The sequence below is a fragment of the Butyrivibrio sp. NC2007 genome (genome assembly GCF_000421405.1).
Lineage (GTDB): Bacteria > Bacillota > Clostridia > Lachnospirales > Lachnospiraceae > Butyrivibrio.
The window spans coordinates 400,520-414,515 of sequence record NZ_ATWY01000001.1; the positions used below are offsets into that span (position 1 = coordinate 400,520).

Consider the following 13,996-nt stretch of genomic DNA (forward strand, 5'->3'; position numbering starts at 1 on the left):
CTGTTATTTATGATAGGGCTCATTGTTAATGATCCTGTAGCCCCTGTAAATCTGCTCCAGCAGTATAACCCTCATCATCTGGTGAGGGAAAGTCATGTCGGAAAAGCTTATTGCCTGATCAGACCTCTTAAGTACGCTCTCGTGAAGTCCCAAGGATCCGCCTATTACAAACTGAATGTGGCTGACTCCCGAAAGAGCCTTTTTATCGAGAAAATCCGCAAAGGCTTCCGAGGTAAAGCGCTTACCTACAATCTCCAGCGTACACACAAAGGCGTGATCATCAATATTTTTCAGGATTCTCTCCGCCTCTTTTTTCTTGATCTGGTCACAGATGGCAGGTGGTGCATCATCCGGAGTCTTCTCATCCTGCACTTCACAGATGTCCAGCTTACAGTAACGTGAAAGCCTCTTGGAATACTCGTTAATGGCGTCATTCCAGTATTTCTCTTTAATTTTGCCGACAACAATAAGAGTTATCTTTATCACGAATACTCCTTATTTTCTTATGCTTCCGCCGGTTATGATGCCGGATACGCCGTTATCCTTAGTTCCCTCTTTTGTCATGTAGACGTGGTTCTCTGTGTTCTCTCGAAGGCTCAGCACCGGAATCTTGCCCTTAGTATCAATCGAAGCATGTAAAACCTGTTCCCAGGTACCATTATTGCATTTTCCGTCCCACTCAGAAGTATCGCCGTTTTTATCAACGGTTATTATGTACATATCACCATTATAGTAGCCATCTTTGAAACCGCCAATGGCATTCTGCAGATAGATATCGGCACTATTCATATATTCAGATACATAGTCGTAGTGCTCCTGGCCCTGTCCGTTTGGAAGGTCGCCGGCCCACTCTCCTGTGTACATATGCTCTTTTACCACATACTGACTGTAATTTGGATAGAAAGAGATCCAGGTTCCGTTTCCGCTACGAACGCCCTCAGACCATTCTCCGAAATAGTACTGATCATTGGCATATACTGCAAGGCCGGTTCCGTTTGGAACACCATCACCTGTCGTATCTCCGTAGTAAAAGAAATCTTGACTTCCTGAAAGACTATATGACATAGCTTCAAATCTCTCAAGGTGAGCAAGGTCTCTTACTGCCTCTGTATTTCCATCTGCCCAGTAGGTATACATTTCCTTCAGCTGAGCATTTAAATCGTATTTTATGCCCTTATAAACATCTTTTAAAACTGCTGTGTTAGTTGCGTAGAAGCTGTTTCCTGAAACTGAATTTTTAGCAGTGTCTTTGTATTCGGAAGTTGCTGCAACTGATGTTGCTGCAGTAGAGCCATCTGTAGAGCCATCTGCTGCACTTTCGGCAGAGCCTTCAGTTGATGCTGCATTTCCTGTAAGTGCATCTGTACTTACAGCTGTCGATGCCTGATTACTGCCGGCATAATCTGTGATATTCTCATTCATCCTCTCTTCATCGTTTCCTTTTTTCCCTGAAAGAGCAAGGAATAAAACCAGGATAAGAAGTATTACCGATGCGACTCCTGCTGTGATCGCAACCTTTATTTTTTCCTCTTTGTTCATGATATAATCTCCGTTTCACTAACTTTGTTATTATACCATGGTATCAGGTAATTCTTAAGATTTACCGTCGAAAATTCTTAAGATTTCTTAAGAATTAGACTTTATTTCAATAAAAAACTGCCACAGAATAATCTGTGGCAGTCTGCACTCACTAAATTACTTTGAAAGATACTCGTCGATACCCTTTGCAGCAGCTTTTCCTGCACCCATGGCAAGGATAACTGTAGCAGCTCCTGTAACAGCATCTCCGCCGGCAAATACGCCCTTCTTTGATGTCTGTCCGTTTGCTTCCTCAGCAACGATACACTTCCTTCTGTTAACTTCAAGTCCCTCGGTTGTTGAAGAGATAAGAGGGTTAGGTGATGTACCAAGTGACATGATAACTGCATCACACTCAATCTCAAACTCTGATCCCGGGATCTCAACAGGGCTTCTTCTTCCTGACTCATCAGGCTCGCCGAGCTCCATGCGGATACATGTGATGCTCTTTACCCAGCCGTTCTCGTCAGCATGGATCTCAACAGGGTTTGTGAGAAGATCAAAGATGATTCCCTCTTCCTTAGCGTGATGTACTTCTTCCTTACGTGCAGGAAGCTCTTCCTCACCACGTCTGTAAACTACATGAACCTCTGCTCCGAGACGAAGAGCTGTTCTTGCTGCGTCCATAGCAACGTTTCCGCCGCCGACAACTACGCACTTCTTAGCCTTCATGATAGGAGTTGTTGAGTTCTCATCAAAAGCCTTCATGAGGTTACTTCTTGTGAGGTACTCATTAGCTGAGAATACACCCATAGCCTGCTCGCCGGGGATATTCATGAATCTTGGAAGTCCTGCACCTGATCCGATGAATACAGCTTCAAAGCCTTCCTTCTCCATGAGTTCATCAATAGTAACGCTCTTTCCGATAACAACGTCTGTCTCAAGCTTAACACCAAGTGACTTAACGTTCTCAATCTCTTTCTTAACTACCGCATCCTTAGGAAGACGGAACTCAGGAATACCGTAAACAAGTACTCCGCCGGCCTCATGAAGAGCCTCAAAAATAGTTACGTCATATCCCATCTTTGCAAGATCGCCTGCACAGGTAAGACCTGAAGGGCCTGAACCGATAACAGCAACCTTCTTGCCCTTCTTCTCCTTAGCGCCTTCAGGCATGATGCCCATCTCACGTGCTGTATCTGCAACATATCTCTCAAGCTTGCCGATTGAAACAGGATCTCCCTTGATACCTCTTACGCACTTGCCTTCGCACTGGCTCTCCTGAGGGCATACACGTCCGCATACTGCAGGAAGTGCACTTGACTTACTGATAACCTGATAAGCCTCCTCAACGTTTCCTTCCTTAACCTTCTGGATGAAGCCGGGAATGTCGATAGATACAGGACATCCTGCTACACACTTAGGGTTAGGGCAGTTAAGGCATCTTGTTGCCTCGCTCTCTGCTTCTTCTTTATTGTATCCAAGGCATACTTCCTTGAAGTTCTTTGCTCTCTCTTTTGCTTCCTGCTCACGAACAGGAACTCTTACAAAACCATCCATTTGTTTGCCTCCTTATTCATGAATTAATCGCAGTTACCGCATCCGCCGTGGTGAGTGTCGCCCTCCTGAGCCTTGAGCATGAGTCTGCCCTCCTCAGTCTTATAAAGCTTCATTCTGTTCATGGCCTGATCAAAGTCAACCTTGTGACCGTCAAACTCAGGTCCGTCTACACAAGCGAACTTTACTTCTCCGCCAACAGTAAGTCTGCAGGCGCCGCACATACCTGTTCCGTCAACCATGATTGGATTCATGCTTACGATTGTAGGAATTCCCAGCTCTTTTGTGAGCTTGCAAACGAATTTCATCATGATCATTGGTCCGATAGCTACGCAGTGATCATACTTATGGCCTTCATTCCAGAGATCCTGAAGAGCTACTGTTACCATACCGCTTCTTCCGTAGGATCCGTCATCTGTTGTGATGTGAAGGTTACATACTTCCTTGAATCTGTCCTCAAGGATTACCAGGTCTTTGTTCTTGGCACCAATGATTACGTCGCACTCAACGCCGTGCTCCTTGAGCCACTTAGCCTGTGGATAAACAGGTGCTGTTCCAACACCCCCGGCAATGAAAACAATCTTTTTCTTCTTGAGTTCTTCGATGTCTTCCTCAACAAGGTCAGATGGCTTTCCAAGTGGTCCTACAACATCAGCAAGCTCATCCCCAGCTTTAAGCTTGGAAAGTTTGTAGGTCTCTGCACCGATAGCCTGAACAACGATTTCGACAGTCCCCTTCTCTCTGTCGTAGTCACAGATTGTAAGCGGGATTCTCTCTCCATCCTCGTTAACACGGATGATCAGAAACTGTCCCGGCAAACAAGAGCCTGCAACACGGGGAGCTTCAACAATCATCTGGAAAATGTTTGTTGTAAGCTCACGGGCTTCCAAAATTTTGAACATAAAAATTCTCCTCCTATCTGTTAGATATTGTTATCAGTGTATACTTGCCACTGGAATCGTAACCTAGCCTGTTTACGGTTCCGTCGTGAGTATTAACGGCGTACATAAGGCCCGTTGGTGCACTGGTTCCGTCATTGAGCACATGATTCTCAACAACCACGTAGTACTCACCTGCACCCTCAATCTCGATGACCGAGTTGTAAATATACTCATTATGACCTTCTATTCCTCTGACTTTGCCAGTATTATCCAGAAGAATATCAAGCCTGACCAGCGTGCTTACAAGATTGTTGACTGCCTGTTCCGGTGCTACCAGTCTTGAATAAACAAGGTGATAGTCCCTCTCAACAATCTCGCTGAAATTTCCGTCATTGTCATAGGCAATGAATTTGTAATGGCTTGTGCCCACAGGCATTGTAATGGGCGATATATACTGCTTGGACTCTGTTGTCGGATCAGATCCGTCTGTTGTATAGAATATTGAATACTCAGACTTTGTAACGGCAACAATCATAGTGTTCTGATTGTACTCACCACTTGGCTCCATGATCTCCGGAGGAGGTACAGCGCCTGCCTCAATGACGTATTCACATTCAACAACTTCAGAGCTTATACCATATTCATTGACTGTTACAGCTTTGATGTCATAGACTCCCTCATTCTCCAGAACGATCTCATTCTCATAGAGAATGCTCTCGCTGGTGGGATCACCGTCATTAACGGTATAATATATGGCTCTGCCGGTTCCGTCAACCATTCTTAAAGAAACATTTACAATATCATAGGTTCCTGCTTCCGGAGTCATGACCGGAGCGCTGGGAACATATTTCTTTCGAAGTTCCGAAACGACCTCTGAGTCGTCCTGCGAGAAAAGCTCCGCAACTTTGCTGTAATCTCCCACCTGATTATAGATGGACATAATACTCTCGTAAGCAGATTTTACCTTGTCCTCAGAAAAGAGCCCCGAATCAACTATAAGCATCAAAGACTCAACAGCACCGTCGTAGTCGCCTTCTTCCAGGTAGTAATCCGACATTCTGAAGATGATATCAGAGTTGTCCGGATGCTGCTTATTGCCCTCTTTAAGCTGTCTTATAGCTCCGGCTGTATCACCGGATGACCTTGTGGACTCAGCAAGACTTAAGTAATACAGCGAAGTCTTGTTGTGATATGCAAAGAAAAGAGAAGTAAAGACTATGATCAGCACAATAGCTGCTACCGATCCGACAATGAGCTTCCATCTCTGTGCAATAGCATTAAGAATAGCCTTTCTCTTTTGCCTTTTTTCTTCCTTGGCCTTCTCATCTTTATTTAGTTCATCCGCCACTCCCGAGAGAGTGGCGTTTATTTCATTTTCAACTTCCGGTTCAAAATCCGGGACGAAGTTTATCTCTGTACCGCAGTTATCGCAGTACATATGTCCATCCGGAATTTCAAACCCGCAATTGGGACACTTCATTAGCACTCCGTTTAATTGGCATTATGCAAAAGAGCTGCTTCATAGCAATTGTTCATAAGCATTGCGATGGTCATGGGTCCTACGCCACCGGGTACAGGTGTGATGTATCCGGCGATTTCTGAAACCTCATCAAACTTAACATCTCCGCAAAGCTTGCCGTCTTCATTTCTGTTGATGCCAACGTCTATAACCACTGCGCCTTCTTTTACATGGTCTGCAGTTATAACTGCCGCTTTACCAACAGCTGCAATTATTATATCAGCTCTTTTACAAACTTCAGCAAGATTTTTGGTCTTTGAGTGTGCAACCGTCACAGTTGCGTTTTCTCTCAGCATTAAAAGAGACATGGGCTTGCCGACAATGTTGCTTCTTCCGATGATGACACATTCCTTGCCGGTAATGTCGTATCCGTCTGTACCTCTCTTAAGGAGCTGAATAACTCCTGCGGGAGTGCATGATACAAAGCCTTTCTCCCCTATCATAAGAGCTCCGACATTCATAGGGTGGAATCCGTCCACATCCTTAGAAGGGTCAATGGCATTGATGACAGTTTTTTCATCAATGTGCCCCGGCAGTGGCATCTGTACCAGTATACCGTCTACGTCCCTACGTCCGTTTAGCTCATCAATAAGCTTAAGGAGCTCTTCCTGCGTAGTCTCAGCCGGAAGCTCATAGGAAAGTGAATTATATCCTATGTATTCACAGGCTCTTTTCTTGTTGCGAACATAAACCTGTGAAGCAGGATCTTCACCCACAAGAATAACTGCCAGGGTTACTTCTATTCCCTTTTCCTTAAGGGCAGCTGTCTTTTCCTTAAGCTCGTCCTTGATCTGCTGGGATATTGCTTTTCCGTCAATGATCTTTGCGCTCATAAAATCTCCTTCTTTTGCTATATTGCTCAGAACAATCCTACAATATTGCCTTCTGCATTTACATCGATATCGAAGGCTGCAGGTCTCTTTGGAAGTCCGGGCATTGTAACGATAGCGCCTGTAAGTGCTACTACAAAGCCTGCTCCTGCTGAAACGTAAGCTTCACGAACGGTGATATTGTAATCTCTGGGTCTTCCAAGCATGTTAGGATCGTCAGAGAGTGAATATTGTGTCTTAGCCATACATACAGGGAGCTTGCCAAAGCCCATCTCCTCAATCTTAGCAAGCTGCTTGGCTGCTGCAGGAAGGAAGTTGACTCCATCTGCTCCGTAGATCTCGGTAGCAACCTTGGTGATCTTCTCTGTAAGTGATAAGTCGTCTGAATAGATAGGTGCGTAGTTTGAAGGCTTGTTCTCGATGGTGCTTATTACTTCCTTGGCAAGAGCCTCTCCGCCTTCTCCACCTTTTGCCCAAACTTCTGAAAGAGCAAACTTGCATCCTCTCTCTTCACAGAACTCTTTTACATAAGCCATCTCAGCGTCTGTATCTGTGAGGAATGCATTTAAGGTTACAACAACCGGAACACCGTATTTCTGGATGTTCTCGATGTGCTTCTCAAGGTTTACGATACCCTTCTTAAGAGCCTCAAGGTTCTCTTCTCCGAGATCCTTTTTTGCAACTCCGCCGTTGTACTTAAGAGCTCTGATGGTTGCTACAAGAACAACTGCATCAGGCTTAAGGCCTGCGATCCTGCACTTGATATCAAGGAACTTCTCTGCTCCGAGGTCAGCACCGAATCCTGCCTCAGTTACTGTGTAATCAGAGATGCCAAGAGCTGTCTTGGTTGCTCTTACTGAGTTACATCCGTGAGCGATATTTGCGAAAGGTCCGCCGTGTACGATAACAGGTGTGTGCTCTAATGTCTGAACAAGGTTAGGCTTAATAGCATCTTTTAAAAGAGCTGCCATTGAGCCGACTGCATTGAGGTCCTTAGCAGTTACAGGCTCGCCGTCTCTTGTGTATGCAACGATGATTCTTGAAAGTCTTGCCTTTAAATCATCCATATCGCTGGCAAGACAAAGAATAGCCATGATTTCTGAAGCTACAGTGATAACGAAGTGATCCTCTCTGGGAACACCGTCAGCCTTGGCTCCAAGACCTACTACTATATTTCTGAGGGCTCTGTCGTTCATGTCCTCAGCTCTTTTCCATATGATCTGGCGGGTATCGATGCCAAGCTCGTTACCCTGCTGAATATGGTTATCAATAAGTGCTGCAAGAAGATTGTTTGCTGAAGTAATGGCGTGGAAATCGCCCGTGAAGTGTAAGTTCAAATCTTCCATTGGAACAACCTGAGCATATCCGCCACCTGCTGCTCCGCCCTTGATACCAAAGCATGGTCCAAGAGAAGGTTCCCTGAGGGCGATAACAGTCTTGTAACCAAGTCTGTTAAGCGCATCGCCAAGACCTACGCTGGTAGTTGTCTTGCCTTCGCCTGCAGGGGTTGGGTTGATAGCAGTTACAAGGATGAGTTTGCCTTTCTTATTTCCCTCGACCTTTCTTAAGTACTCCTCTGAAAGTTTTGCCTTGTACTTTCCGTAGTACTCAAGGTCGTCCTCGGTGATTCCGAGTTTGTCAGCAACCTCTCTGATGTGAAGCATTTTAGCTTCCTGTGCGATTTCGATGTCACTCTTTACAGCCATTTCAATCTCCTCCATTCACGTACGCGTCAAACTCTTGTTTACTCATTAGCACTTTCCTAGGCTTGGTGCCCTCCTCGTCTCCTACAACGCCTGCCTCGCAGAGCTGATCCATGATCCTGGCAGCCCTGTTAAATCCAATCTTGAACACGCGCTGAAGCATACCGATTGAAGCTTTTTCTTTTTCTATGATAATGTTCCCTGCCTGAACAAAGTACTCGTCTCTATCTGACCCGCCATCTGATGAAGATGATCCGCCTGCTCCTCCGCCGGCGGACATATTGTCAATGGAATTCATGGCTTCTTCGTTGTAAGAAGCTTCTGAGCCCTGATTTCTTAAGAAATCAGTAACTGCCTGAACTTCCTTGTCTGAAACGAAGGCGCCCTGGACTCTGGCCGGTTTGGTGTAGCCTTGTGGGTAAAAGAGCATGTCGCCCTTTCCAAGGAGCTTCTCAGCACCGTTGATATCCAGGATTGTTCTGGAATCAACACCGCTGGAAACGGCAAATGCTACACGGCTTGGCATATTGGCCTTGATAAGTCCCGTGATAACGTCTACGGATGGTCTCTGTGTTGCTATTATCAGATGAATGCCTGCTGCTCTTGCCAGCTGTGTAAGACGGCAGATGGCATCCTCAACCTCATTGGCCGAAACCATCATGAGGTCTGCAAGCTCATCAACTATGACAACAATCTGCGGAAGAACAGTCATCTCAGGGTCATTAGAGTCAGCTGCAAGCTTATTGTAGCCCTTAAGGTCCCTTACTCCTGTGTCCGCAAACTTCTTGTATCTGTTGGTCATCTCAGCAACAGCCCAGTTAAGTGCAGCTGCAGCCTTCTTGGGATCTGTTACGACGGGGATCATAAGATGTGGGATTCCGTTGTAAACAGAAAGCTCAACAATCTTAGGATCGATCATGATCATCTGTACCTCTTCAGGCTTGGCCTTATAGATAAGGGACATGATGATGGTGTTAATACATACCGATTTACCTGAACCTGTAGCACCTGCGATAAGAAGGTGAGGCATCTTGGCTATATCGGTTACAACCACCTTGCCCGCTATGTCTTTTCCGACTGCAAAGGCAAGCTTGGATGAAAAGTTCTGATATTCTGAGGATTCAAAGAGGTCTCTTAGTGCAACTGCCTGATTCTCTTTGTTTGGTACCTCGATTCCCACAGCAGCCTTACCCGGGATAGGTGCCTCAATCCTTATGTCGCTGGCTGCCAGATTCATCTTGATATCATCTGCAAGACCAACAATCTTGTTAACTCTGACTCCGGCCTCAGGCTGAAGCTCAAATCTTGTTACCGCAGGGCCCTGACTGATGTCGGTTACGGTAACCTTAACTCCGAATGTAGCCAGTGTCTCCTGTAGCTTAACCGCTGTCTCTTTCAGAGCTCTTGCGGAATCTGTATTCTTGTTCTTAACACCCTTTTCAAGAAGGCTAAGAGGAGGGAATACGTACTTCTTGGGAACGCTCCTCTTGTGTCTTTCAATCTCTTTCTCCATGCCTGGGCTCGTTGTGTGAGGACCGGGACCGAGATTAACTGATGAAGGCTTTGAACCGTTTATTGTACTGTCGGCACCAGCACTTCTTGAGATGTGATCCTGAGCATGGATCACATAGTCGCCGTTCATTCCGTTTCCGAGGTGCTCAGCGTGAACAGGCACATCAGGAAGGATGTCATCGTCTGAATCAAATTCATTTGTAGCTCTTGCAACGAGCTTCTTCATAGATGGTGAAAGCTCTTTTACCGGTTCAGGTTCAGGCTCATAGGCCTCTTCATCCCGATAATCAGGCTCATAAGAAGGCTCAGGCTCATATTCAGGCTCATAAGCATCATTACGTCTTCCTGCTGACTCAATCTCTTCTATGGCATCGCTCTCATTCTTAAGAATGATCTCGTGGATATCGTCGTGGAACTCATCTTCATCAGGAATAAAGAGATTTTCGCTCTTTACCTTCTCCTCGTTGTGAAGCTTTATCTCGCCAAGGTCATCGCCGTCCTCTTCCTCTTTATCAAGGGCGGTATCGATCATTACGCCGCTGACCTTCTTCTCCATACGAAGGATTTTCTCATCTTCCTTCTGCTCGATGGCAAGGCGTCTTTCTTCCTCGATCTCAGCGCGTCTTGCTTCCATCTTCTCTCTGCGTCTCTCAGCGTACTCTCGGTAGTTGTCAGCTTCCTGTCTGGTCTTGTCGATGAGCTTTCTTCCGCCCTTCTTAAGGCCTCCAACAAAGGACTGCTGGGTAACCACTACTATAGAAGCAATGCCGATAAGCAGCAGCAAAAGAGCTGTTCCCGCAAGTGAGAGATACTTGTAGGACACATAGGCAAGAGAACCTGCGAAGACACCTCCACCGTTCTTATGTTCACTGGCTTGTCCATATATTTCTTTTATCAAATAGGAATCTGAAGACTGTGGTCTGCCGGTGAGTAGTTCAGCCAGCATTCCGATCACAAAGAATAAAACAATGCCTGCAACTATCTTACGAATGGCGGCATTTGAGCCAAAATTGGCGACTCCGACCACAACAGCTGCAAGCACTACAAGTGGCGCAATATAAGCAGTGATGCCGAACAAACCAAATAAGACACCGCTTACTGCGCTGCCAAGTGCTCCGCATACACCGAAATTACATAGGAAAAGAAATATGGTAAGAAAAGCCATACCGATGACAATCAGTTCGCTCTTTAAAGAATAATCCAGCTCTTCCTCCCGTACATTCTTCTTTCTTGATGATGTACTCTTAGACCCGGATGATCTTCCTGTAGATCTCCTGGTAGAATTTCCCCTCGTATTTGTTGCCATATCCTACCCGTCACAAAACTTTCTTTAAAATATCGATCTGTTAATATTACGCAAACAGACCTTAGATAGTATACCATTTTTAAACCCTTTATGCTATACTAACTACTGATTTAAGTTTAGCTTAGATAAATAGTGAAGGAGAACACAATGGAATTTACACAGGAATTGGAAACCGGTACTTTTAAGATGATCGGGAACACCGAAACTTCTCTTAAGATCAGGGAAGTTGCTGATAAATGCCGTCTTGTCAGGACAGATAACGGTGTAAAGGTTGAACTTGCTTATACAGGCCCTAACGCCAGCAAATATATGCAGTACGTTGAGAAGCATAAAGAGGAACTGACAAAATATCTCATGAATCCGGACGAGGCTGACCTCTTCGAGTGGATGGAGACATCACATCAGAATCCCACTTCTCTTAAAAAGCATGAGAAGGAGCATCTCATCCTCTACGTAAACTTCGATCCTGAGACCCGTATGGTTCTTACAGGAATCGCAGATGAGAATGTTACAATGAAGCTCGGCTCACCTCTCATGGAGATCAACGTAGACCAGCTCACACGTGATGAGTTCAAGCTCAAGATCTACAACATGCTGCTTCTTGCAGACGAGATTTCAGTGCTTATGGGCAATGCAGATCTTCGCAAGATGTCAAACATTCAGATCGTTAAGACTTATCTGACAGAGATTTATGACAAGTATCATGAGAATGTATAATTAGGTTTAATGAAAATAAAACGCTATCAGCACTTACGAGTACTGATAGCGTTATTTTTTGCTTATTTTTCTTTTGCAACGAACAAAGTTCCGACTTTCTTCTTCTCAATAACGTCGTAGAGCTTCTCGGGATTTTTTCCGTTTGTTACTAAAACATCGATTCCATGTGAAGTTGCAAGTTCTGCAGCCTCAAGCTTGGTGATCATTCCGCCGGTTCCGCGATTTGATCCTGATCCGGAAGCAACATTTTTAAGCTCCTCCGTGATCTCTTCTACCCTGCTGATGACCTTGGCGTTTGGATCAGTCTTGGGATTGCCGTCGTAGAGGCCGTCAATATCCGAGAAGATAATGAGCTTACTTGCCTTACAGAATACTGCTACAACAGCCGATAACATGTCATTGTCAGAAAAGAGCTTTTTCTCCGATTCAATCTCTGCGTGGCTGACTGAGTCGTTCTCATTAACAATAGGGATAATGTGGTTCTCTAAAAGTGCATCGAAGGTATTCTTAAGATTCTCACTTCTGACCGGATCAGTAATATCTCCGTTATCAAGAAGGATCTGACCTACCATCCTACCGTATTCGGAAAAGAACTTGTCATACAGGTGCATGAGTTCTGTCTGGCCGACAGCTGCTGCAGCCTGTTTCATTCTGATCTCCTTGGGCTTCTGGGCAAGTCTCATCTTGTTGGCTCCAACAGCAATAGCTCCGGAAGAAACCAGCACCAGGTCGTATCCAAGATTCTCTACTCCTGCAAGTGCTCTGCAAAGATGATCAAGTGCCCTTATATCAACATTGCCATCATCATTTGTAATTGTGGAAGTTCCGACCTTTACCACAATTCTCTTTTTACTAAGTGTCATGGCTCTCCTCTTAAATAATTTCACACTTTAATTTGTTAAAAACACATATCCCTATTATATAACTGAGGAAAAAGAAATCAAGAACTTGTTTCACTTTGACTCAAAATGAGTCACCGGGGACGTTTCACTTTGACTCAAAAAAGCTGCACACCTTTATGTCGGTGTACAGCTTTTTGTTGTTATATGAAAAGGTTTAAAACATCAAAGGCCAAGCTCTGCCATTGCTTCATCATATTCTTCCTGAGTGATCTCTCCGTTTTCAAGCTTTTGCTGAAGCTCTCCAACGATAACAAGAATCCACAAAATAGCAGCATCCTCATCAGACATTTCTTCATCATCGTCATCATCTGCTTCGGGCTCGGGATCAGGAGTAGGTGTAGGAGCCGGAGTAGGTGCAGGTGCAGGTGCAGGCTGTACTTTCTGATGTTGCTGCTGAGGCTGTGAATAAACGGTCTCAGACCAATTTCCGTTATTTACGTTAACTGTTGAATACTGATAGCAGCTTCCACTGTTGAAGCTTCCGCTTGTATCATAGAGATTTCCGTCAATATAAGCGCCGTATCCGTTATCACTCTTATAAATCTTGATGGTACAGCTACTGTACTGACTGTCGTTCAGATATACTGTAAGGCCGTTATTGAGGTTTACCTGATAAGTAGTAGACTGTACTACCTTCTTTGAAGCAGCTGCTTTCTTGGTTACCTGAGCATTGGTTGTAAGGGTTCTTCCTTCTTTTTTACCAAATATTACATAGTGCTCATATGCCTTTGAGTAGTCGTTCTTTTTTAAAGTAGCTTTTACATCGGGATAAGCAGTTACGTAAGCAACAGGATCAAAATTTGCATTCATCATTCTGCCTTCCTTCATGCCAAAGTTAAGGAAGTGATTGAACATCGCTTCTTTGTTATTTCCAAAAGCAGCTTTGATATCCGGGTACTTGGTTGCGTAGAAATCTGCATCAAACTCCTTCTTAAGTGCCGCTGTGGTTGTCTTGTCCGCAGCTTCAACTTTAATTGAGCCGGAAGCAAGTGATGATACCATTGCGCCTGATAATACTGCAGCTAATAAAAGTGCAGCCATAATTCTTTTCATAATACTTTTCATGACACGTCCATCCTTTCAATACTCTTGTTTTGATGTTACATTTAGATTTTAACGCGCAGATGTGATAAGTTCTAATGAAATATTGATAAAGAATATGACGACTAATTACATAGATTTTTTATAAACGACAAAGAACGGCTCAACTGAGCAATGTCATTAAGATAAGATGACGGAATAAGATCTCTATATCAGAAATGGTATAGAGGTCTTTTTTTATTAAAAAATAGTTGACAGATGACTGAAAAAGTGCGGCCGCTTTCGCTACGAATTGTATTTAGAAGTAGCGAAAGCGGCCCTTGAAATTAAAGACAAATCTTTTTTCAAGGAGGCACTAAATGAACTATTCTAAAACTGTTAAAAACAAGCTGCTGTCAATTATTGATCAAATGGACCGAGTTCATTGGCTATTTACCCGGAACCCAAATACGGATTTTTGCCGCACTAAGAAATGGTCGTTTACAGATATAATGAGATTTATCTTAGCCA

The 13,996-nt window shown here is 44.4% G+C and carries 11 protein-coding genes; 1 reads left to right on the forward strand and 10 read right to left on the reverse strand.

All coding sequences use genetic code 11. The features are described 5' to 3' along the window. Positions 1-3: 3 nt before the first annotated feature. The 8 genes from rlmH to G632_RS18520 form a co-directional block, all read right to left on the reverse strand. Positions 4-483 (reverse strand): 23S rRNA (pseudouridine(1915)-N(3))-methyltransferase RlmH, encoded by a 480-nt coding sequence (gene rlmH, locus G632_RS0101705; protein ID WP_026512320.1) that lies wholly within the window; start codon positions 481-483, stop codon positions 4-6. Positions 484-495: 12 nt separating this feature from the next. Further along, positions 496-1,539, reverse strand: a complete 1,044-nt coding sequence (locus G632_RS0101710) for a hypothetical protein (RefSeq protein WP_022767304.1) — start codon at positions 1,537-1,539, stop codon at positions 496-498. 156 nt (positions 1,540-1,695) lie between these two features. Beyond that, complete coding sequence (gene gltA / locus G632_RS0101715) at positions 1,696-3,078, reverse strand: NADPH-dependent glutamate synthase (protein WP_022767305.1); 1,383 nt, start codon at positions 3,076-3,078, stop codon at positions 1,696-1,698. A 23-nt stretch (positions 3,079-3,101) separates the two neighbouring features. Beyond that, positions 3,102-3,977, reverse strand: a complete 876-nt coding sequence (locus G632_RS0101720) for a sulfide/dihydroorotate dehydrogenase-like FAD/NAD-binding protein (RefSeq protein ID WP_022767306.1) — start codon at positions 3,975-3,977, stop codon at positions 3,102-3,104. A gap of 13 nt (positions 3,978-3,990) precedes the next feature. After that, positions 3,991-5,436 carry a chitobiase/beta-hexosaminidase C-terminal domain-containing protein gene (locus G632_RS0101725; protein WP_022767307.1) on the reverse strand — a complete coding sequence of 482 codons (1,446 nt, stop codon included), beginning with the start codon at positions 5,434-5,436 and terminating at the stop codon, positions 3,991-3,993. An 11-nt stretch (positions 5,437-5,447) separates the two neighbouring features. Then, the gene (gene folD / locus G632_RS0101730) at positions 5,448-6,308 is read right to left on the reverse strand and encodes a bifunctional methylenetetrahydrofolate dehydrogenase/methenyltetrahydrofolate cyclohydrolase FolD (RefSeq protein WP_022767308.1); all 861 of its coding nucleotides are present in this window, start codon (positions 6,306-6,308) and stop codon (positions 5,448-5,450) included. Positions 6,309-6,334: 26 nt separating this feature from the next. Further along, positions 6,335-8,011 (reverse strand): formate--tetrahydrofolate ligase, encoded by a 1,677-nt coding sequence (locus G632_RS0101735; RefSeq protein WP_022767309.1) that lies wholly within the window; start codon positions 8,009-8,011, stop codon positions 6,335-6,337. 1 nt (position 8,012) lies between these two features. Beyond that, a complete protein-coding gene (locus G632_RS18520; protein ID WP_022767310.1) occupies positions 8,013-10,826 on the reverse strand; it encodes a DNA translocase FtsK in 2,814 nt (937 codons plus the stop codon). 147 nt (positions 10,827-10,973) lie between these two features. Between G632_RS18520 and G632_RS0101745 the strand changes: the two genes are divergently transcribed. After that, positions 10,974-11,543 (forward strand): hypothetical protein, encoded by a 570-nt coding sequence (locus tag G632_RS0101745; protein ID WP_022767311.1) that lies wholly within the window; start codon positions 10,974-10,976, stop codon positions 11,541-11,543. Positions 11,544-11,605: 62 nt separating this feature from the next. Here G632_RS0101745 and proB read toward each other — a convergent pair whose 3' ends face one another. Then, positions 11,606-12,406, reverse strand: a complete 801-nt coding sequence (gene proB, locus G632_RS0101750) for a glutamate 5-kinase (RefSeq protein ID WP_022767312.1) — start codon at positions 12,404-12,406, stop codon at positions 11,606-11,608. A 201-nt stretch (positions 12,407-12,607) separates the two neighbouring features. After that, on the reverse strand, positions 12,608-13,510 hold the full coding sequence (locus G632_RS20855) for an SHOCT domain-containing protein (RefSeq protein WP_022767313.1): 903 nt from the start codon (positions 13,508-13,510) through the stop codon (positions 12,608-12,610). Between the last annotated feature and the right edge of the window lie 486 nt (positions 13,511-13,996).